At 39.5% G+C, this 21743-nt stretch carries 19 protein-coding genes; 4 read left to right on the top strand and 15 right to left on the bottom strand.

The genetic code is table 11. From position 1 onward, the window contains the following. Position 1: 1 nt before the first annotated feature. The gene (locus SKC38_RS05775; protein ID WP_377975921.1) at positions 2-1060 is read left to right on the top strand and encodes a dipeptidase; all 1059 of its coding nucleotides are present in this window, start codon (positions 2-4) and stop codon (positions 1058-1060) included. Here the strand turns inward: SKC38_RS05775 and SKC38_RS05770 are convergent. Genes SKC38_RS05770 through SKC38_RS05740 form a run of 7 tightly spaced genes read right to left on the bottom strand, consistent with a single transcriptional unit; the run spans position 1057 to position 9102 of the window. Further along, a complete protein-coding gene (locus SKC38_RS05770) occupies positions 1057-1809 on the bottom strand; it encodes an SDR family NAD(P)-dependent oxidoreductase (protein WP_377975919.1) in 753 nt (250 codons plus the stop codon). The genes SKC38_RS05775 and SKC38_RS05770 overlap by 4 nt on opposite strands. Then, positions 1809-3521 carry an IlvD/Edd family dehydratase gene (locus SKC38_RS05765; RefSeq protein WP_377975917.1) on the bottom strand — a complete coding sequence of 571 codons (1713 nt, stop codon included), beginning with the start codon at positions 3519-3521 and terminating at the stop codon, positions 1809-1811. The genes SKC38_RS05770 and SKC38_RS05765 overlap by 1 nt, the downstream gene beginning before the upstream one ends. Before the next feature lie 2 nt (positions 3522-3523). After that, the gene (locus SKC38_RS05760) at positions 3524-4150 is read right to left on the bottom strand and encodes a hypothetical protein (RefSeq protein ID WP_377975915.1); all 627 of its coding nucleotides are present in this window, start codon (positions 4148-4150) and stop codon (positions 3524-3526) included. Continuing rightward, a complete protein-coding gene (locus SKC38_RS05755) occupies positions 4137-5267 on the bottom strand; it encodes a MalY/PatB family protein (protein ID WP_377975913.1) in 1131 nt (376 codons plus the stop codon). The genes SKC38_RS05760 and SKC38_RS05755 overlap by 14 nt, the downstream gene beginning before the upstream one ends. Then, positions 5264-6007 (bottom strand): N-acetylmuramoyl-L-alanine amidase-like domain-containing protein, encoded by a 744-nt coding sequence (locus tag SKC38_RS05750; protein ID WP_377975912.1) that lies wholly within the window; start codon positions 6005-6007, stop codon positions 5264-5266. Before SKC38_RS05750 ends, SKC38_RS05755 begins: the two co-directional genes overlap by 4 nt. Beyond that, entirely contained in the window at positions 5989-7311 is a 1323-nt protein-coding gene (locus tag SKC38_RS05745) for an MFS transporter (RefSeq protein ID WP_377975910.1), read from the bottom strand. The genes SKC38_RS05750 and SKC38_RS05745 overlap by 19 nt, the downstream gene beginning before the upstream one ends. Before the next feature lie 3 nt (positions 7312-7314). Then, positions 7315-9102: an alpha-amylase family glycosyl hydrolase gene (locus SKC38_RS05740; RefSeq protein WP_377975908.1), complete on the bottom strand. Its 1788-nt coding sequence runs from the start codon at positions 9100-9102 to the stop codon at positions 7315-7317. Between the two features lie 107 nt (positions 9103-9209). On the opposite strand from SKC38_RS05740, the gene pgmB reads away from it, so the two are divergent. Together pgmB and SKC38_RS05730 are read left to right on the top strand one after the other, a co-directional pair. After that, positions 9210-9857 (top strand): beta-phosphoglucomutase, encoded by a 648-nt coding sequence (gene pgmB, locus SKC38_RS05735; RefSeq protein ID WP_377975906.1) that lies wholly within the window; start codon positions 9210-9212, stop codon positions 9855-9857. A gap of 80 nt (positions 9858-9937) precedes the next feature. Continuing rightward, a complete protein-coding gene (locus SKC38_RS05730) occupies positions 9938-12238 on the top strand; it encodes a family 65 glycosyl hydrolase domain-containing protein (protein ID WP_377975904.1) in 2301 nt (766 codons plus the stop codon). Between the two features lie 34 nt (positions 12239-12272). Here SKC38_RS05730 and SKC38_RS05725 read toward each other — a convergent pair whose 3' ends face one another. Further along, positions 12273-13268, bottom strand: coding sequence for a fatty acid desaturase (locus SKC38_RS05725; protein ID WP_377975902.1), 996 nt, complete (start codon positions 13266-13268; stop codon positions 12273-12275). Positions 13269-13426: 158 nt separating this feature from the next. On the opposite strand from SKC38_RS05725, the gene dnaK reads away from it, so the two are divergent. Continuing rightward, positions 13427-15313, top strand: a complete 1887-nt coding sequence (gene dnaK / locus SKC38_RS05720; protein WP_377975900.1) for a molecular chaperone DnaK — start codon at positions 13427-13429, stop codon at positions 15311-15313. 166 nt (positions 15314-15479) lie between these two features. Here the strand turns inward: dnaK and SKC38_RS05715 are convergent, their stop codons facing one another. From SKC38_RS05715 to thrS, 7 genes are all read right to left on the bottom strand, one after another. Beyond that, on the bottom strand, positions 15480-16241 hold the full coding sequence (locus SKC38_RS05715) for a DUF3050 domain-containing protein (protein ID WP_377975898.1): 762 nt from the start codon (positions 16239-16241) through the stop codon (positions 15480-15482). A 1-nt stretch (position 16242) separates the two neighbouring features. Beyond that, positions 16243-17205 carry an XdhC family protein gene (locus SKC38_RS05710; RefSeq protein WP_377975897.1) on the bottom strand — a complete coding sequence of 321 codons (963 nt, stop codon included), beginning with the start codon at positions 17203-17205 and terminating at the stop codon, positions 16243-16245. After that, positions 17202-18317, bottom strand: coding sequence for a cysteine desulfurase family protein (locus SKC38_RS05705; RefSeq protein WP_377975895.1), 1116 nt, complete (start codon positions 18315-18317; stop codon positions 17202-17204). Before SKC38_RS05705 ends, SKC38_RS05710 begins: the two co-directional genes overlap by 4 nt. 73 nt (positions 18318-18390) lie before the next feature. Next, a complete protein-coding gene (gene rplT / locus SKC38_RS05700) occupies positions 18391-18735 on the bottom strand; it encodes a 50S ribosomal protein L20 (RefSeq protein WP_377975893.1) in 345 nt (114 codons plus the stop codon). 83 nt (positions 18736-18818) lie between these two features. Then, a complete protein-coding gene (rpmI, locus tag SKC38_RS05695; protein WP_315576202.1) occupies positions 18819-19013 on the bottom strand; it encodes a 50S ribosomal protein L35 in 195 nt (64 codons plus the stop codon). A 76-nt stretch (positions 19014-19089) separates the two neighbouring features. Then, positions 19090-19650: a translation initiation factor IF-3 gene (gene infC / locus SKC38_RS05690; protein WP_315576203.1), complete on the bottom strand. Its 561-nt coding sequence runs from the start codon at positions 19648-19650 to the stop codon at positions 19090-19092. Positions 19651-19749: 99 nt separating this feature from the next. Further along, on the bottom strand, positions 19750-21690 hold the full coding sequence (gene thrS / locus SKC38_RS05685; RefSeq protein ID WP_377975890.1) for a threonine--tRNA ligase: 1941 nt from the start codon (positions 21688-21690) through the stop codon (positions 19750-19752). Positions 21691-21743: the final 53 nt, after the last annotated feature.

The following is a 21743-nucleotide window of genomic DNA, read 5'->3' as shown; positions in this document are numbered from 1 at the left end:
GATGTTTATTGTAGATGCCCATTTAGATTTAAGCATGAATGCGCTAGAGTGGAATCGTGATTTACGAGATTCTATTCAACAAATAAATGCGCGTGAACAACATTTGACTGACAAGCCTGATAGAGGCCTAGCGACTGTTTCATTAGACGAACTAAGAAAAGGAAACATCGGATTAGTTGTGGCGACCCAGATAGCGCGGTATGTATCCAAAGGCAATTCACTACCTGGTTGGCATTCTCCAGAACAAGCCTGGGCCCAAACTCAAGGCCAATTAGCTTATTACAAAGCATTGGAAAAAAGTGGAGATTTACGTCCCATTCGGAATCTTCCTGAATTGTATGAACATTTAGCCATTTGGCCTACGGACCAACAAACCATCGGTTATATCCTAAGTCTAGAAGGGGCAGATTCCATTGTATCACTCGAATATTTAGAAATGGCGCATGAATCAGGTCTACGCGCTTTGGGACCCGCTCATTATGGACCGGGACGATATGCACAAGGAACGAATGCGACGGGTGGATTGGGACCAATGGGGCGCGGTTTATTGCGTAAAATGGAAGAATTGAATATCATTTTAGATGCTACGCATCTCTGCGATGATAGCTTTGAAGAAGCCATGGAGCATTTCAATGGACACGTATGGGCGAGTCATCATAACTGCAGAGCCCTCGTAGATCACAATCGGCAATTCACCGACGAACAATTTAAGTTACTCATTTCACGTGGGGCTGTTATTGGTTTACCGATGGATGCCTGGATGATGGTTCCCAACTGGGAACGGGGAAAATCAACACCACAATCCATGGGAGTGACCTTGAATACAATGATCGATCATTTGACCCATATTTGTGAATTAGCGGGAAATACGGATCATGTTGGATTAGGTACCGATTTAGACGGAGGATTTGGAAAGGAACAATGTCCGTCGGATATTGAGACCATTGCCGACTTACAAAAAATTCCCGATTTATTGCTTAAACGCGGATTTAGTTCAGATGATATCAAAAAAATCTGCCACCAAAACTGGTTGAATTTCTTAGAAAAAACCTGGGCCTAGTGCCTAGGAGCAGGACTAACAGAAGTCCATCCACCATCCACAACAAGTGTTTGGCCAGTAATGTGTTTGGCTTGATCTGATAAAAAGAATAGGGTAGAAGCAGCAATATCGGAAACATCAGCCGCCTTACCTAAAGGCGTAATTTCAGCCCAATCGGATTGATATTCTTTGTTTTGCAAGGTCCGTTCTGTTATCGTCGCACCCGGTGAAATCGCGTTAATCCGAATCTGAAAAGGTGACAAATCAATTACTAAATTCTGAACCAATTGATTCAACGCAGCTTTTGTCATACCATATGCGGCTAAATCGGGATGCGCCTGATGGCCCGTAACCGAGGACATCACAACAATTGATCCGGGCAATTGATGCTCTTTTAAATAACGAGCCACTAATTGAATCAAAAAGAAAGTACCCGAAATATTCACATGTAAAATCTGGTCCATCGATTCTTTGGAATAGCTCCAAAAATCGCCAAAAGTCGTAATTCCAGCATTGCAAACGACACCCGCTAATTCACCTGGGCTTGAATCCAAAACCTTCAATAATTCAATACGGAAAATATCAGCTGCTGCATCCGCATGGATACCGATAAACTGTCGCAATCCATGTTTATTTAATTCTTTAGAAGCTTGTTCAAATACGACTGAATCAATCTCATTCCATATCACAAAATGCCCTTGGCCCAACAATTGTTTGACCAATTCAAAACCAATTCCTTGGCCAGCACCTGTGACAATATACTTTTTCATTAGTGCGAATCTCGAGTTACAACAGAACCTGAACCACCTTTCAAGAAATCAAAATCAGCACCCTGATCTGCTTGTTCCACATGATCAATAAATAAACCTACATAACCACGTGGCATAGAAGGAGGAACAAACGGATGTGCTAATTTACGAGTAGCTAATTCCGCTTCGCTAACTTCCCAATTGATCGAACGACTTTCCACATCCAAAGCAATGTAATCACCATTCTGAACCCAATTCAAGGGGCCTCCTGCGGCTGATTCAGGTGAAATATGCAAAATAACTGTACCAAAACCTGTTCCACTCATCCGTCCGTCCGAAATACGAACCATGTCCTTCACACCCTTTTCAAGGAGTTTCTTCGGTATTCCCATGTTTCCAACTTCCGCCATACCGGGATAACCTTTGGGGCCAACATTTTTTAAAACCATCACAGAAGTTTCATCTATTTCCAATTCTGGCGAATCAATGCGTGCATGGTAATCTTCAATATTTTCAAACACAACAGCTTTACCACGGTGCTTAAATAACTCCGGCGAAGCAGCCGAAGGCTTTAACACAGCACCCTGAGGGGCCAAATTTCCACGAACAACAGCAATTCCAGAATCCGGTTTGAAAGGTTCATCGAAACTTGAAATGATGCTCGGATCATAAATAGGTGTATCTGCAATATTTTCACCCACCGTTTTACCATTTACGGTAATACTCGACGTATGCAAATGCTCTTTCATTTGATTCATCAATGCTGGCAAACCTCCTGCATAATATAAATCCTCCATGAAATGAGCCCCAGAAGGCTGAATATTCGCTAATAAAGGAATATTCAAAGAGAACTTATCAAAATCATCTAAATGCAAATCAACACCAATCCGACCCGCAATCGCTAATAAGTGAATAACAAAATTGGTCGAACCTCCCGTGGCTGCATTCACACGAATCGCATTCTCAAAGGCTTGTCGGGTCAATACTTTAGACATTTTCAAATCCTCATTGACCATCTCGACAATACGTCGACCGGAATGTTGGGCCAAAACCTTTCTCCGAACATCTGCCGCTGGAATGGCTGCATTTTGAGGTAAACTCAAACCCAAAGCTTCTACCATGGTGGCCATCGTGGATGCAGTTCCCATCACGGCACAATGTCCAGGCGTACGCGCCATACAAGCTTCCGCCTCTATAAATTCCTTTTGAGATAGTTCCCCTAATTTATACGCTTCAGCAAAACGCCAAACATCCGAAGTCCCAATTTCTTTTCCTTTGAACTTTCCTTTCATCATGGGCCCTCCCGATATAACCAATGTTGGTAAATCCACACTGCAGGCGCCCATAACAAGGGAAGGTGTCGTTTTATCACAACCACACATCAATACCACACCATCAATTGGATTGGCACGAATGGATTCTTCAACATCCATACTTGCCAAATTTCGATATAACATCGCTGTGGGTTTAATCAAAGTTTCACCCAAGGACATCACAGGAAATTCTACCGGGAAACCACCGGCTTCAATAATTCCCTTTTTAACAAACTCAGCTAATTCACGAAAATGCGCATTACATGGGGTTAATTCTGACCACGTATTACAAATCCCAATGACAGGTTTTCCCTGAAAATAATCATCAGGAATACCCTGATTTTTCATCCAAGCACGGTAAATAAAGCCATCCTTGCCAGTTTTTCCAAACCATTGTTGGGAGCGTAAATTCGGTTTCATTGTTATTCTAGGTCTATTGTTTTCTTTAACACAAAACTTTGGTCTTTACCATATTGATAAAAACACACGCGCTTTCCACTTTCCACATCGGCATAGGGATCATGCGCAAAATTAAATTGTCGGGCGATCGTCGTTTTCTCCAAATACAAAGAATCTCCACCCACATATCCGAAGGCCTGACTTCCTTTCAAGGTAGGAAAATTTATTCGTTTGCCATGTCCCGACTTGAATTCTAAAGCAAAAATTTCTACTTGTTTACTTGGCTTATGGCCTAAAACCCAACATTCTGGCATATCATCACCATTCATATCAGCAAGCAATAATTGATCTACTTCAATTTTATTCAACTTATACTTATTTACTAATTGATTGCTTTTCGAAAACAAAAGCACGTGATTTTCAACATGTGCCTCATAATCTTCCAACAAAGCATTTATGGCTGTTGGTTGTTGAATTTGCAGGGTATCAACTTCCGAATGCGTAGCTAATGAGTCGGCAGAAGAAGAAAAATGTAATTGATCATCCAAACTAACAAGAACAGATTCATCCTCCGAATGTTGAACAAAATAGAAGAGCCCAACCATTGAAGTCAATAAAACGATAAAAAGAATGAACTTAACGAGCCGCATGAACAACGTTTTCAATGATTTCAATGGCTTTAAGCAATTGCGATTTAGGACAGGCGAAATTCAATCGAACAAAATCACTGCCCATAAATTGATCACCACGCAAAACATGTAATCCCGCTTCAAACAAGCGTTTCTGCAAATCACCATACAATTTAGAATCAAATCCAATCCATGCTAAATAAGTAGCTTCTAATGGAAGCATCTTTATTCCTGGCAATTGATTCATCCGAGACAATAATAAGTCATGATTTGACCGTAAATAGGGTAGAAGCGCATCAATCCAATCCGAAGGCATGGCATAGGTTGCAAGCATTACCTCAATGCTATGTCTTGAAAGCATTGGAAAAAACCCAAAAGTCTTCTTTTGAAATGCCAAACGAATGGCAGGATCTGGGATAATAGCTACAGCTCCACCCAAACCCGCTGTATTGTACGCTTTCGAAGTAGCAAAAAAGGAAATTTCGCTTTGAATACAAGTATGCTGTACAGACGAATCTATTTTCAAGTCGGCATGAATTTCATCCGATATGATCTTACAGTCATATTTTTGACATAAATCTTTAATTCGCTTTATCTCCGCTTTTGAAAAAACAGTCCCACCCGGATTATGCGGATTGCAAAACAAAAACACTTTGGGGCCTTTTTTCAAAGCCTCTTCTAAAGCAATAAAATCATACGTCCACCGACCGGCTTCCTCAATCATCGGAAAAGTAAATAGAGGATGACCTAACCAGCCCGCAACCAAATGAAAAGGATGATAAACGGGAACAGCTGTTAGAATACCATCTTGAGGAGAAGAAAATGCAGCACAAGCCGCAGTTATCCCAGGAACGATACCCGGAATCCAAACTTGCCATTCCAACTTTGTTTCCCAAGCATAATCTCTGGCAATCTTCTTTTGAGCTGCAATTTGTAGTGATTCAGGCACGATGGAATAACCTAAAATCTTGTGTTCGCTGATTTTATCAATCGCAGCTATAATTTCATCTGCGACTGGAAACTCCATATCAGCTACCGGCATAGGTAGGATATCCCGATCTCCGTAGCTTACATTGTCCCACTTAAAACTGAAGGTATTTTTTCGGTCGATGACCTGATCAAAGTCGTATTTTTTCATTCATTAAAAATAGGCCTAAAAACACAAATTCCAATGAATTTTGGGTGTGATTTCAAGTATTCTCCTAAATTCTGTGAACTTAACACGACCTGTTTCTTGTCTTGCGAGGCATGTAATAAATGAATAGAATTTCCTTCACGAACTAACATACCCGTATGCAAGAAGTCTAAATGTGGATTTTTCGTAACAAATGCGACCAAATCACCTGATTGAATGCGTGGTAATAAATGAGCTATATTGCCAACAGCTGTAAATTGAAAAGGACGTTTAGCTAATATTTTTTCACGATATTCAAGCAGTTCTATATTTATTGCAGGGAGCTTTTTCGAACGTAGATATGACGAAAGAAATGTAAAGTCCTTGGGCAAAACACTTACATGGGATTCGTCCAGAATTTGAGGATAATCTAAGGCTATCATGGCATCCGAAAAATAATGAAAGCGGTTTTCGTATTGTACAGAATCTCCCGCATAACGAACATGTTTCAGTGCTTTTGAATATAGCGAGTCAACACCTTTGGCGTTTCGAATGGCTAAACAATTTTCCAAAAAAGTCACACAATCAAAAGATTCTTTCGATGTATTCAATTGTTCCGGATTACCTACGGAAAGCGTATTCGCACGATACGGCTTGCCTAGAAAACGCTTACCTATATCGACTAATGAAGGTGATGTTTGTTGGCCCAATGCGCCCCAAAAACTAAACAACAAGCCAATAAGAACTACTTTTCTTTGATCCATAATACGCTGACAGCACCCATCAAGAAAAACACCCCAGCCATGACAATGGCGTAAATAGCCTCACCACCGTATAAATACTTCACAATCGAACCACCAATGATCCCATTAACAATTTGAGGAATCGTAATGAAGAAATTGAAAATCCCCATATAAACACCCATTTTAGCCAAAGGGATTGAACCCGCTAAAATAGCATAAGGCATCGCTAGAATACTGGCCCAAGCCATGCCTACACCCACCATGCTAAAAATCAGCATCGTAGGATCTGAGATAAAATAAATTGAAATCAATCCTAAACCACCCGCCACAAGGGAAACTGCATGGGTCGCTTTATTACCAATTCTGCGTGCAATCTGCGGTAAAAAAGCTGCATAGATAGCAGAAACACCGCTATATACTCCGAATATGATACCGACCCAATTAGCTGCATCTTGAAAAGCTGTTGAACTGTGGTCATCCGAAGCTACTCCATACACATGGTGAGCAATTGCAGGTGTTGAAAAAACCCACATGGAAAATAAACCAAACCAAGAGAAAAATTGCACCAATCCTAATTGGCGCATCGTATTCGGCATTTCTTTGATATAACGGAAAACCGAAAACAAGGTATCTTCCTGTCCTTCCTCTTGAAATCCCATGGATTCACGTTCAGATGGTGAATATTCCTTAGTCGTTAAAATAGTCCACAAAATCGCTAACATGAATACAGTACCACCCACATAAAAGGAATACACAACATTATCAGGAATTTGGCCAGGAGCTGCATCTTTCGCTATTCCAGCCCATTCTCCAAAAATGTAAGGCAACCATGAACCTACGACAGCACCTATACCAATTAAAAAAGTTTGAACCGAGAAACCCAAAGTACTTTGTTCATCAGGCAAATTATCCGCCACCAACGCACGGAAGGGTTCCATGGAAACATTAAATGAGGCATCCATCATCATCAAAATACCAGCACCAACAATCATAGGCGGCAGAAAACCAGCTAAAGCACCTGCATGTGGAAAAAAGAAAAGGGCAGAGGCCGCTAAAATAGCACCCGTTAAAAAGAAAGGCTTCCGACGACCTAAAAAATTCCAAGTGCGGTCAGAATAAAAACCAATGATGGGCTGAATGATCATACCAGTTAAAGGAGCAGCTAACCAGAACCATGACAATTGCTCGACATCCGCACCAAAACTCTGTAAGATTCTAGAGGCATTCCCATTTTGCAAGGCAAAACCAAATTGAATTCCTAAGAATCCAACACTCATGTTGATGATTTGGGTAATGGATAATTTAGGTTTTGTAAAGCTTTTCATGGTTTAGAGTTTAATGAATAATGCACTATTGGCTGGAATATAAATAGCATTTAATGAAACCTTAGCTGTTTCAGTACCATGCGGAGGTATATAGGCGTGTTCCAATTTGAAATTCACTTGCTTGACACCCATCATTTCTTTTGCCAATTCAGGAATAACAACATCAATGGAATGACCTTGCTTTGCATCAAAATTACAAATGATTAAAAGGCGTTCATTTGCTGTATAACGAAGGAACGAATAAACCTTTTTGTTTGGATAAGTTTCATTTTGCGCATATTGCAAATCAAAAAATGCGCCTTTACCAATGGCTTCAGATTTTTCAGCACGCTTAAACAAATCTTGATAAAAAGCATCAATTTCCTTTTCTTCAGTAGACAAAGCTCCTCCATCAAATTTACCCCCATTCATCCAGCGCTGATGCGTTTCCACTCGCCAAAAATCAAACATTGAGCTACGATCGTCGGCCTCGTTATAACCTTCAATCTCATTAGCCTTCTCCCCAAATTCCTGCCCCATATACAACATCGTAGGACCATCATGCAAACAAGTCGTAATGACCATGCCCGGAATCGTCGACCAAAAGTTATTCGAAGCAAAAGCTGGTGTATTCAAGCGATGTTCATCGTGGTTTTCCAAAAAACGTAACATGTGATTTGCAAAGTCGCCAGATTCTTGCTGCCAAACTCGTGTAATATCACTAACGTTTGCTTCAGGTTTTTGCTCCATCAGTCGGCGAACCGCATCATATAAACCTACTTTATCATATAAATAATCAAAGCCCCCTTTAAATATATAATCCCGGTATCTATCCGGTTGGTATATCTCAGCAATGAAAATAATCTTCGGATTTTGCTGTTTAATCTTTCCGATGGCATAGGTCCAAAATTCAACAGGAACCATTTCAGCCATATCACAACGAAAACCATCGACACCTAATGCTGTCCAATAGGCGAGTACCTCATGCATTTTCACCCACGTATTGGGAATGGGATCAAAATGAGTCTGATTTCCATGTTGGTAATCAATACCGTAATTTAATTTTACTGTTTCAAACCAATCATGAATCGAAGGCTGAGAAGAGAACACGTTATTTCCACTTACCTTGGCTGGAATTTCCGTGTATGGAATCGTTACGGGTACAGGGGGGTGCACACCTTCTGGTACGGAAAACTTCGTACCCGGTAAATAATAAAAATTGTTGTTAATATCGAAAGCTACATCTTGCTTATCATGTACGCCAAAATCAACGACACCTTTTGGTTTTTGATCGGAGGAGTATTGTCGGGCCAAATGATTCGGAACAAAGTCAATAATTAATTGAAGTCCATTTGCGTGAATACGCTTCAACATCGCTTTAAATTCATCCATTCGTTTGGCAGGATTCTCTGCCAAAAATGGATTCACATCGTAATAATCTTTAATCGCAAAAGGAGAACCCGCCCGACCTTTCACAACTGAGGGATGATCTAAAGGCGACCCGAAGGCTGTAAAATCCTCCATGGTTGCATGCTCAATTAATCCAGTTGCATATAAATGTGAAATTCCTTTATTCTTCAATGCCTTCAATGCAACATCAGAAACGTCCTTGAACTTAGTAACTCCGTTTTGTGTGTAGGAACCATTACGTACTAATTCGGTCTGTTTGTTTCCCCACAGGTGAAACATCATTTGGTACACGACAAATTTTTCTGAAGATTTTTTAGACGACATGGGTAATTGGGAATAGGAAGAAATCGTAACACTTAGTAGCGCTAAGACGAAAAACACAAAAGAGGATAATTTGCGCATATATTAAAATAAACACCCTAGCACAGCAAAAAAGGCTTTCTTCGCATGTGTAAATGTAATAATTTTGATAATTCAATTTATACAGAAAAAGCTAAATTTAAAAACAAATGATGTACAAGGCATGCCTCTTTGATCTGGATGGAGTTCTCGTTGATACGGCTATTTACCACTTTCAAGCTTGGAAAAATCTCGGTAAACAATTCGGTTATGAATTGACAGAAGAACAAAACGAACAATTAAAAGGAGTATCGCGTGTAGAATCATTAAATAAAATATTGGATTGGGCAAACTATTTAGCTACCCAAGAACAAAAAGCTGCCTGGTTGATTGAAAAAAATGAGGATTATTTGCGTTTGATCTCAAACATGAATCCGAGTGAAATTCTACCTGGTGTATTGGAATTCTTGCAGCAAATTAAAGATTTAGGTTACAAAATAGCTTTAGGGTCTGCGAGTAAAAATGCAGAAATCATCTTAGAAAAAACGGGGCTAATGCCATGGTTTGATTTAATTATTGATGGAAATAAAGTTTCCAAAAGCAAACCAGATCCTGAAGTATTCTTAAAAGGAGCAGAAGGTTTAGGCTTATCGCCTGAAACCTGTATTGTTTTTGAAGATGCGCAAGCAGGCGTAGAAGCCGCAAAAGCAGGCAAAATGAAAGCAATTGGAATAGGAGAGGCTGAGACCTTAGCATTAGCCGATAAAATTATCCCCAATTTCATAGGAGTTAAAGCAGCTGAATTATTACAATTTTAAGAAACAGCGTAGCACAGAAATTACAAAAAGAGACAAAATTCTATTTTTGTAATTGATTCAAATTATCACCTAATAGTCCCATGAAACAATACTTAAAATTAGATGAATGGAAAATCATCGAAGATCAATTCCATCCTGAATTTAACGAAATCACCGAATCCATCTTCTCCTTAGGAAATGGCCGAATGGGACAAAGAGGTTCATTTGAAGAAACTTATACAGGTAAAACTCTACAAGGAAACTACGTTGCAGGCGTTTATTATCCGGATAAAACTCGCGTAGGCTGGTGGAAAAATGGTTATCCAGAATATTTCGCTAAAGTATTGAATGCTGCCAATTGGAATGGTTTAGAAATCAAAATTGGCGATGAAATCGTTGATTTAAACCAAAGTACGATAAATGCATTTTACCGTGAATTGAATATGAAGGAGGGGTATATCCTTCGTACATGTTCTATTACCTTAAAATCTGGAAAGTCCATTGAAATCAAGTCAATCCGTTTAAATAGCATGGCGGATGATGAGTCAGGTGCTATTTCATTTAGCATCAAAGCCTTGAATTTTTCAGACACCGTTCAGGTTAAAGCTTTTGTGGATGGAGATATCAAAAACAAAGATTCCAACTACGATGAAAAATTCTGGGATGAAGTTCAAGTTGGTGCCCAAGAAAACACCTCTTACGTTTGGTCTAAAACAAAGAAAACAGGGTTTGAGGTAGTAACAGGCCAACAAGTTCAATTGCAGTTAAATGGAAATTTAATTCAAGCAAAGGCTCAAATAGGCACACGTGAAAAATACAGTGAATTAAACTACCAAGTACCTGTCAATGAAGGTGATACACTCACAATCTTCAAGTATGCAGTGAACTTAAGTTCAGAAAATCACCCAAGTGCTGAGTTATTGACAAGAGCTCAAAACTATTTAGCCAAAATAAGCCAAAAGGGATTTGATCAGATGTTAGCTGAGCAAGCTGCTGCATGGGCTGCCAAATGGGCAATTAATGACATTATTATTAAGGGGGATGTTTCGGCCCAACAAGGTATCCGGTTTAATATATTCCAATTGAATCAAACCTATACGGGTGCAGATGATCGCTTGAACATTGGTCCCAAAGGATTCACAGGTGAAAAATACGGCGGATCTACTTATTGGGATACGGAAGCATATTGTATTCCTTTTTACTTGTCAACTGCACCACAGGAGGTTTCTAAAAATCTATTGATTTACCGTTGGAAGCAACTTGATCGTGCCATTGAAAATGCAGGTAAACTTGGTTTCAACCAAGGAGCAGCCTTATATCCAATGGTTACGATGAACGGGGAAGAATGTCACAATGAGTGGGAAATCACTTTTGAAGAGATTCACCGGAATGGAGCCATCGCCTATGCGATTAAGGATTATGTAGATTATACAAATGACCGAAAACATTTAGTGGAATACGGTTGGGAAGTTTTAATTGGTATTTCTCGTTTCTGGGCACAGCGCGTCAACTGGTCGGAGAACCTACAAAAATACGTCATGCTAGGCGTAACAGGGCCTAACGAATACGAAAACAACGTCAATAACAATTTCTACACGAATTACTTTGCCGTTTGGTGTTTGAAATATACGCTTGAAGTATTAGCCGAAATTCAAGCTAATTATCCAGCAGAAGCCAAAGAAAAATTGGCGAAGACCAATTTTGTAACGAAAGAAATTGAACAATTTAATCACATCATTCAAAATATGTATTTCCCTCGCGATGAAAAACGTGGGATCTACTTACAGCAGGATGGATTTTTAGATAAAGTGATTGCCCCGGTGGATTCAATACCGGCAGGTCAAAGACCGATCAATCAAAATTGGTCTTGGGATCGCATTTTACGTTCTTGCTACATCAAGCAAGCCGATGTATTGCAAGGCATGTATTTCTTTGAAAATGATTTTACGAAAGAAGAAATTGAGCGTAACTATGATTTCTACGAGCCATTAACGGTTCACGAATCATCGTTGAGCCCATGTGTTCACAACATCTTAGCTGCCAAATTAGGTAAAGAAGATAAATCTTATGAGTTCTATACCCGTGCAGCTCGTTTAGATCTAGATGATTACAATAACGATACAGAAGATGGATGCCACATTACGAGTATGGCAGGAACGTGGATGTCGATCGTCAAAGGATTTGGTGGAATGACAATTCAAGACCACCAATTAAACTTTGAGCCATTCTTACCGAAGCAATGGGATGAATATGCGTTCAAAATTAATTTCCGGGATAATCAATTAGCCATCAAGATTCATAAGCAAGGCATTGAAATTGATAATTTATCAAATACGCCGATTACGCTAAAAGTAAAGGGAAATCCTTACACGATAGCAGCAAATAGTAAACAAGCCATCTAATAAAAAAGGTCAGCCTCACAGCTGACCTTTTCCTTTATACCATATCAATGTCCGGGGTAGACCGATCAGTTAACGGGACACCGGCTCTTTCTTTCCGAGCAATTCGGGAGTACAATCCAATTTCTTGCGAGAAGATAAATGTGAACAAAAGCTTCACAAAAGAAGTATGGTATTTTAAGTTCTCGTAAAACTCAGGCGCTGCCGATTTCAATTTGGGTAAATTATTCCAAGGAATAGAAGGCATATCATGGTGCTCATTGTGATAGCCCACATTCATGTTGACCCCATTCAATGGACCATAATAACTATAGGTCTCCTGATTTTTATCCAACACCAAATAATGTTCTTGAATCCAACGCGCTCCTAAAGGATGTAAACCAACTGAAAACAAGAAACTTAAGCCTAAATAGGCGAGAGCAGGCCATCCCCAGAAATAAACAATGGCAAAATCAAATGCCAACTGTGCAACAATATTCAAAATGACACCTCGATCGAAAACCGCTAATTCAATACAGCGAATAGTACGAAAACCTTGAAAGAAGGGATATAGCATCAACCAAAGTACTTTTCCAATGAAATAGTTATTGATCAATTTAGCTTCCCAATAATCAGGCAAATCCGCATCTAATTCATGAACACCTTGGAAAGCATGATGCTTTAAGTGATAATTTTTAAAAGATATGGCTGTAGGAGCCAAAGATGGAAAATTCGCAATTATACCCGCCGCAACATTCATCCAATTCTTTTTGAAGATTAAATTGTGCGCAGATTCATGAATGCAAACAAATAAAGTATGCGTAGGGAATGCACCTACTAACCAAGCAATTCCAATGATCCAAGCCCAAGATGCATCTTTTAAATAATAGGCGATCGCTATTTGCATACCAACACAAACGAGGATCCATAGAAAAGTCATTGGATTCTTTCCAATCAGTTTTTTAACCTCAGGATGCTTTTTGATAATTTCGCGCGTTCGCTGGCGATGTGGCTCCGAACCTTCCACCCAAGTAAAATCGTTTGCTGTTGACATTTTGTTCGCTTTTAGATTCGCAAAGATACATCAAAGCCGTATTTACTGACGAAATTAAACGAATTATATTTAAAAGTGACAATATGTCATAAACTGTCAGTTGGCCGTCCCATGGCATTATCCTTGTAGAAAAGGGAGAAAAAATAATTAAAAATATCATGGGAAAAATAATTGGAATTGACTTAGGTACCACCAACTCATGTGTGGCGGTAATGGAAGGAAATGAGGCAGTGGTTATCGCTAACTCAGAAGGAAGAAGAACGACTCCATCCATTGTAGCATTTTTGGAAAATGGCGAGCGTAAAGTGGGGGATCCTGCCAAAAGACAAGCCATTACAAATCCTCAAAACACGATTTCGTCTGTAAAGCGTTTTATGGGGAAAAAGTTTTCTGAAGTAAGTTCAGAATTAAAGACCATTTCATATCAAGTAGAACAAGGGAATAACGACACACCACGTGTTCGCATCGGTGATCGTTTATATACACCTCAAGAAATCTCTGCGCAGATTTTAACAAAAATGAAGCAGACGGCTGAAGATTATATCGGCCAAACAGTTACTGAAGCCGTTATTACAGTACCTGCTTACTTCAATGATGCAGAGCGTCAAGCTACTAAAGAAGCGGGACAAATCGCAGGTTTGGAAGTTAAGCGTATCATCAACGAACCTACCGCTGCAGCATTAGCCTATGGCGTAGACAAAGGTGGTAAGGACATGAAAATCGCGGTATTCGACTTAGGTGGTGGAACGTTTGACGTATCGATCCTTGAATTAGGCGATGGCGTGTTTGAAGTAAAATCAACAGATGGAGATACGCACTTAGGAGGTGATGACTTTGACCAAGTAATCATCAACTGGTTGGCAGAAGAATTCATCGCTGATGAAAACATCGATTTGCGTAAAGACCCAATGGCTTTACAACGTTTGAAGGAAGCTGCTGAGAAAGCAAAAATCGAATTGAGTTCTGGAGCATCTACTGAAATCAACTTGCCATACATCATGCCTGTTGACGGTATTCCAAAACACTTAGTTCGTTCATTAACACGTGCTAAATTCGAACAATTAGCAGACAGCTTGATCCAACGTACTTTGGAACCTTGTAAGCGTGCAATGAAAAATGCAGGTTATACGAATTCAGATATCGATGAAGTAATCTTGGTAGGTGGATCAACTCGTATCCCACGTATTCAAGAAGAAGTAGAGAAATTCTTTGGCAAAAAGCCTTCAAAAGGAGTTAATCCAGATGAGGTAGTTGCGATTGGTGCAGCGATTCAAGGTGGAGTATTAACAGGTGAGGTGAAAGACGTTTTGTTACTTGATGTAACACCACTTTCATTAGGTATCGAAACAATGGGTGGCGTATTTACCAAATTGATTGAAGCAAATACAACAATTCCTACCAAAAAGTCTGAGACATTCTCGACGGCGGCGGATAACCAACCATCTGTAGAACTTAACGTTTTACAAGGTGAGCGCCCAATGGCGAAAGATAACCGTTCATTAGGACGTTTCCACTTAGATGGCTTACCACCAGCACAACGCGGTGTACCTCAAATCGAAGTTACATTTGACATTGATGCAAATGGTATCTTGAACGTTTCTGCAAAAGATAAAGGAACAGGAAAAGAGCAAAAAATTCGTATCGAAGCTTCAAGTGGCTTAACAGATGAGGATATCGAAAAAATGCGTAATGAAGCGAAAGCAAATGAAGCATCTGATAAATTAGAAAAAGAACGCGTAGAGAAAATCAACCAAGCTGATGCTTTGATTTTCCAATCTGACAAGCAATTGAAAGAATATGGCGAGAAATTATCAGAAGGCAACAAAACAGCAATCGAGTCTGCATTAACAGAATTGAAAGCTGCACATGCTTCACAAGATGTAGCTGCGATCGATGCAGGATTAGAGAAATTAAACGCTGCATGGACAGCTGCTTCTCAAGAAATGTACGCGGCAGGAGCAACGGAAGGTGGCGATGGTGCTCAACCAACAGATGCTGCGGCAGATGGTGGAGCTGAAGATGTATCATTCGAAGAAGTAAAATAAACTGATTAACAAATCAAAAGCCCGATCCTCACAGATCGGGCTTTTTTTTGCTAAAACTAAAATTGAATATCAGAAACTAAAATAGCTTTGAGATGCTCAGAATAAAGTATGTGGCTACATAATCAATTAATACACTGTAAGCCCAATAACTCTTAACTCTTACTTCTTAACTCTCCCCAACTATCCCATCCCACAATACTTTACGAACCTTCAAGGACTCAATCGCCGCTTGCGTCGCCCTTTGCCATTTATCCGCATCATTTCCACACAATTCCTCCATCATGCGGTAAGCCAATTGGCTATGATGATCACCATCCACTTCGATGTGGCGCTCTAAATAATAGACAAGTGTTCCAACTTGCTCCGGAACATCTTGTTTTAGCTGATCGACGATCAACTGAAACATACCTGGTATTAAATCTTCCCGACCAAAAGTGAAAATAGCCGCTATCTCCTCAATAGGTCGATTTGCAATGGATTCAAACGTGAAACGCAAAAATTGCTTAATCGATGGAGCTAAATTTGCATTGGCCACTTTTTGAAGAATCTCAACCAACGATTTAGCCTGCAATAAATGAGTTAAAATAGGAGAGGGCTCGATCGAAAGTTCTTGCATCGCACGCAAATACAATTCAAAATGACTAATGACCACGCCATATTGATCCACATCCGATTCCTCACCTAAAACAATTTCGTTAATTAAAAATCGAGTCTCTGCTGAACCTTTAGGTACCCAAGGCTGTGAAACGCAAGTCAATTCAGCTTGAAGCTTTTTGACAAGTGACATAAAATCCCAAACCGCAAATACATGATGCTGCATAAATACAGCTAATTCTGCAGGAGATTGAATAAACGAATTAATGGGGTGATCGTAAAGTGCTTGTTGGTAGGGTTCTATTTGTTCTCTTAGGCTGTTGATTTGACTCATGTTAATGTATTGTTGTTGATCTAAATTTTAAACGTTGGCCATCCCGCTTGTTTTGATGGGCCAAAATTTCAGCTACGACAGCAATGGCTATCTCGTCTGGACCTTCAGCACCAATATCTAAACCAACCGGCGTGGATATATCCGAAACCAAATTGTGTTGTAATTGTTTTTTCAAACGATCAAACCGTTTGCTAGGACCAAGAATTCCGATGTACTGAAAAGATTGATCTGCGATATATTGATTCATGAAGGAAACATCACGATCAAAATCATGTGTCATCAAAACAAGGCAATCACTTGGCTGTAATCCATGCACTTGATCCCAATCATAACAAGCACGAACTCTTTGCTGTACATCCTTGCGCATTTTATTCGTATTACCAACCCAATGAACTTCCCAAGCCAAGGTCAAACATAGTTCAATCAAGCTACAGGCATCAAATTGATTACCCACAACCCAAATACGCGTTCTAGCAGGTAAATATTCAGTAAAAGTCTGTGAAGCTTCGTTCCAACCAGGGAAAGCATCTTCCAAAGCTTGAATCGAGAATTCCGTATCGTTCCATACCGTTTGAATGAATTGAGGTTTCCCTGATTCAACAATGGACTTAACTAAAGTAAACGTTCGTTCTATATTAGTTCGAATTGGATCAATAACAATTTCAATCAAACCCTGGCAACCTAAGCCAATTCCTAATTGAAATGGATCATCTTCACGTGTGTCGTACGTAATTCGTTTGATGGCTTGTTGGTGCATTGCCAATTGCGCCTTTTTTAGCAAATCACCTTCCAAACAACCGCCACTAATGCCACCCCACCAATTCCCGTTGGAATCTATCAACATACGCGCACCCGGTCTTCGGTAGGCTGATCCATCCACATGAACGACCGTTGCTAAGGCTATTGCCTCACCAGATGCCAAAAGAGATTCTAATTGCGCTAAAATGACTAATAATTCCTTCATCGATTAAACAATTGTTTGTTTAAATAATCAATTAAAAAATCCACATCAGATTCATGTGTTAAATAACTCAACGAAATCCGTAGCGTTGACAAAGCTAATGCATCTGAATGACCTATGGCCTTCATGACATGGGAAGGTAAATGCGATTTAGCATTGCAAGCTGATCCATTTGAAACCGCTATTGCAGGGATTCTGCGGTATAGTTCCTCCCAATCTATATTGGGAATTGATATACTTATAATATGAGGCACAGATTGATTATCTGAAGAATTGAGGACATACTCACCAATCAATCCTTTAAGTATTTTATGCTTAAATGTCAAAATCTTATGTACGCTTTCAATCAATAATGGCATTAAATCGAAACATGCAGCCAAAGCAACGATTTGTTGGACGGGTAAAGTCCCAGGCCTTAAACCGCGTTCTTGTCCACCTCCATACGTCAAGGGTTTTAACGCTACATTTGAATTGAATATAATTCCACCAATTCCCTTGGGCCCATAAATCTTATGTCCTGAAAAACTAAGTAAATCTGGCAAATGCACATATTGCGTAAAATCCAGTTTCCCTATTGCTTGTGTAGCATCCGAATGAAAAATAATGTTGGCTTGCTTACAAAGTTGAGATATACTTTGAAAATCCGTCACATTCCCCGTTTCGTTATTAACCATCATCAAAGAAATCAAGGTGGTATCTGAACGAATAGCCTGTTCTAAATCTGAAACCTCTATACAACCCAATGCATTTGGTTGGAGATAAGTAACAGACCAACCCTGATGCGATAATTCCTGAAATACCTGAAGAACTGCTTTGTGCTCGATCGACGAAGTAATCAGATGACCTTTGGGGCGATCCTTTAAATAGCCTAGAATACATAGATTATTGGACTCTGTCGCACCCGAAGTAAAAACAACTTGGCGAGCTTGAACCCCAAAATAGGAACTGATTTTTTTCCTTGACGTTTCGATGGCTTCTTCAGCAGCCCAACCATAATAATGTTGGCTAGAGCCTGCATTACCAAATTCCTCCGAAAAATAGGGCAACATCGCCTTTAACACATCCGCATGAACGGGTGTGGTGGCAGCGTAATCGAAATAAATTGGTTTTTTCAATGTTATACGAATTGATAACAAAGATAGGGGATAAAAAAAAAGTCCCGAATAAATCGGGACTTTCATTTGCTAACTAAGCAAGTTTTTTGATAACTGCTTTAAAAGCTTCTGGATGATTCATTGCTAAATCAGCTAAAACCTTACGGTTTAAAGCCATACCAGACTTGTTATATTTACCCATGAAAGCGGAATAAGACATACCTTCTTGGCGAGCTGCAGCATTAATACGTTGAATCCAAAGTCCACGAAAATCTCTTTTCTTAACTTTACGATCGCGGTATGCATATTGCAAACCTTTCTCTACTTTGTTTTTTGCTACAGTCCAAACGTTTTTTCCGCGACCGTAAAATCCTTTCGCTAACTTAAGGATTTTCTTTCTTCTAGCTCTTGAGGCTACGTGATTGACACTTCTTGGCATAATTTTTTGTTTTTTGAAATGAGGCGAATCTTTCGATTACTTTTTTTGCCTTTTTTCTGGTTTAACAATAACTAAACTGATAATTAAAGACCTAACATTAAGTTAACGCGATCCATATCAGCTGGTGAAACTAAAGTAGCGTGAACTAAATTACGCTTTTGTTTCGTTGTTTTTTTAGTAAGGATATGGCTGTGAAAAGCATGTTTACGCTTAATCTTACCAGTTCCCGTTACTTTGAAGCGTTTCTTAGCTCCAGAGTTGGTTTTAATTTTTGGCATTCTTAAAATTATTAAATGTAAAAATTGGAACGCAAAAGTAACAATATTACCTCAAAATTCCACTTAAAATGTAAAATTATTTCTTAGCCACTTTAGGGGAGAAGATAATGCTCATACGCTTGCCTTCTAATTTTGGCATATCGTCTGGTTTACCTACATCTTCTAAGCCTTTGGCAAAGTTGAGCAATAGCATTTCGCCACGCTCTTTGAATACAATGGTACGACCTACAAAGTGTACATAAGCTTTCACTTTTGCACCTTCTTTCAGGAAGTTGACAGCATGCTTTAATTTAAAGTTGAAATCGTGCTCATCCGTATTAGGACCGAAACGGATTTCCTTGATGACTGTCTTGGTCGCATTGGCTTTGATTTCCTTTTGCTTTTTCTTTTGATCATACTTAAACTTCGCATAATCAATTACCTTACAAACAGGAGGGACAGCTTTGGGGGAAATTTCCACCAAATCCAAGTTTTGAGACTCCGCAATTGCCAATGCCTTCGCGAAAGGATATACACCAATTTCAATGTTTTCTCCTACTAATCGAACTTCTTCGACACCACGAATCAATTGATTAATTCGATACGGTTCTTCTTCGCGCTTATTTCCTCGGTAATTGTTGTTGGGGCGTAAAGCCATAAATTATAATTTGGTTTAAATAAAAATCAATCGAAGCTAATTTAAAATGCGCGTATTTGCAAACAAATAATGCCTAAGCGCTTAAATTATCAGTATTTTCTAATTTGAATACGAATGTTGGTTAATTTCCTCACCAGCCAATGCCATAAAGGCATCCAAGCTCATCATCCCTAAGTCTCCTTCACCTTTCTTACGTATACTCACCATGCCTTCAGCTTGCTCTTTTTCACCTACAATGATCATAAAAGGCACTTTACCAACTTCCGCATCCCGAATCTTACGTCCCATTTTCTCATTCCGATGATCCACATATCCACGTAAATCACGTTCCTGCAAGCGTAAATAAACTTCATTAGCGTAATCTTCAAATTTCTCTGAAATAGGTAAAACAGCTAATTGATCCGGCGAAAGCCACAATGGGAAATTTCCAGCCGTGTTCTCAATCAAAATAGCCACAAAACGCTCCAATGAACCAAATGGCGCACGGTGAATCATCACCGGACGGTGTTTTTGATTATCAGAACCGGTATATTCCAACTCGAATCGTTGTGGTAATTGATAATCCACCTGAATCGTACCTAATTGCCATTTACGACCCAGCGCATCGCGCACCATGAAGTCTAATTTAGGACCATAAAATGCTGCCTCACCATATTCAACGACCGTAGGTAAACCCTTCAATTCAGCAGTTTTAATAATGGCTTGCTCTGCACGATCCCAATCTTCATCGTTACCGATGTATTTTTCATGGTTCTCACGATCACGCAAAGAAACTTGAGCGGAATATTCATTGAATCCCAATGCCTTAAAGACATAGAGAACCAAATCAATTACTTTCATGAATTCTTCTTCTACTTGATCCGGCCGACAGAATATATGGGCATCATCTTGTGTAAATCCACGAACACGTGTTAATCCATGTAATTCACCTGATTGCTCATAGCGATACACGGTACCAAACTCTGCCAAACGTAATGGCAAATCCTTGTAAGAACGTGGTTTTGTCTTATAAATCTCGCAGTGATGCGGGCAATTCATTGGTTTTAATAAATACTCTTCACCTTCATCTGGCGTATGAATTGGCTGAAATGAATCCTTACCATATTTGGCATAGTGACCTGAAGTCACATACAATTCTTTACTGGCAATATGAGGAGTCACAACAGGGGAGTAGCCTGCACGAACTTGAGCACGTTTCAAGAAATTCTCCAATCGCTCACGTAAAATTGTACCTTTCGGCAACCACAAAGGAAGCCCCATGCCCACTTTTTCAGAGAATGCAAAAAGCTCTAATTCCTTACCTAACTTTCGGTGATCACGACGTTTCGCTTCCTCCAATAAGAATAAATATTCTTCCAATTCCTTCGCTTTCGGGAAGGTAATGGCATAAATACGCGTCATTTGCTTGCGCTTCTCATCTCCACGCCAATACGCTCCTGCAACGCTTAACAACTTAACCGACTTAATAAATCCTGTGGATGGAATATGAGGTCCCCGACATAAATCTGTAAAGTTTCCTTGTGTATAAAAGGTAATCGAGCCATCAGACAATCCTTCTAACAACTCTAATTTATACTCATCATTCTTTTCCTGGAAGTAAGCGATTGCATCTGCTTTGGAAACAGATTTACGTAGATATTCGCTCTTTTGACGAGCCAATTCCACCATTTTATCTTCAATTTCTTTGAATTGATCCGAACCAAATTCCTTTCCTCCTAAATCAATATCATAATAAAATCCATGCTCAATCGCTGGTCCAATACCAAATTTAGTTCCTGGATATAAAGCCTCAATCGCTTCAGCCATTAAGTGAGCAGATGAATGCCAAAATGTCTTTTTCCCTTCCTCATCATTCCAAGTCAACAATTGCAAACTCGCATCTGAATCAATAGGTGTAGAAGCATCAACAACCGCATCGTTCAATTTAGCCGCCAACACATTACGCGCCAAACCCTCTGAAATTGACAAGGCAACATCCATCGGTGTTACACCTTTTTCAAACTCACGAACCTGACCGTCAGGAAAAGATATCTTAATCATATAAAAAATTTTTGCAAAGGTACGAATTTACCCGCATTTTAAACTTGATAAAA

Origin of the sequence: Aquirufa echingensis (genome assembly GCF_042714525.1) — a bacterium.
In the GTDB taxonomy this organism is placed as follows: Bacteria; Bacteroidota; Bacteroidia; order Cytophagales; family Spirosomataceae; genus Aquirufa; species Aquirufa echingensis.
This window is presented reverse-complemented; position numbering and strand designations above follow the sequence as displayed.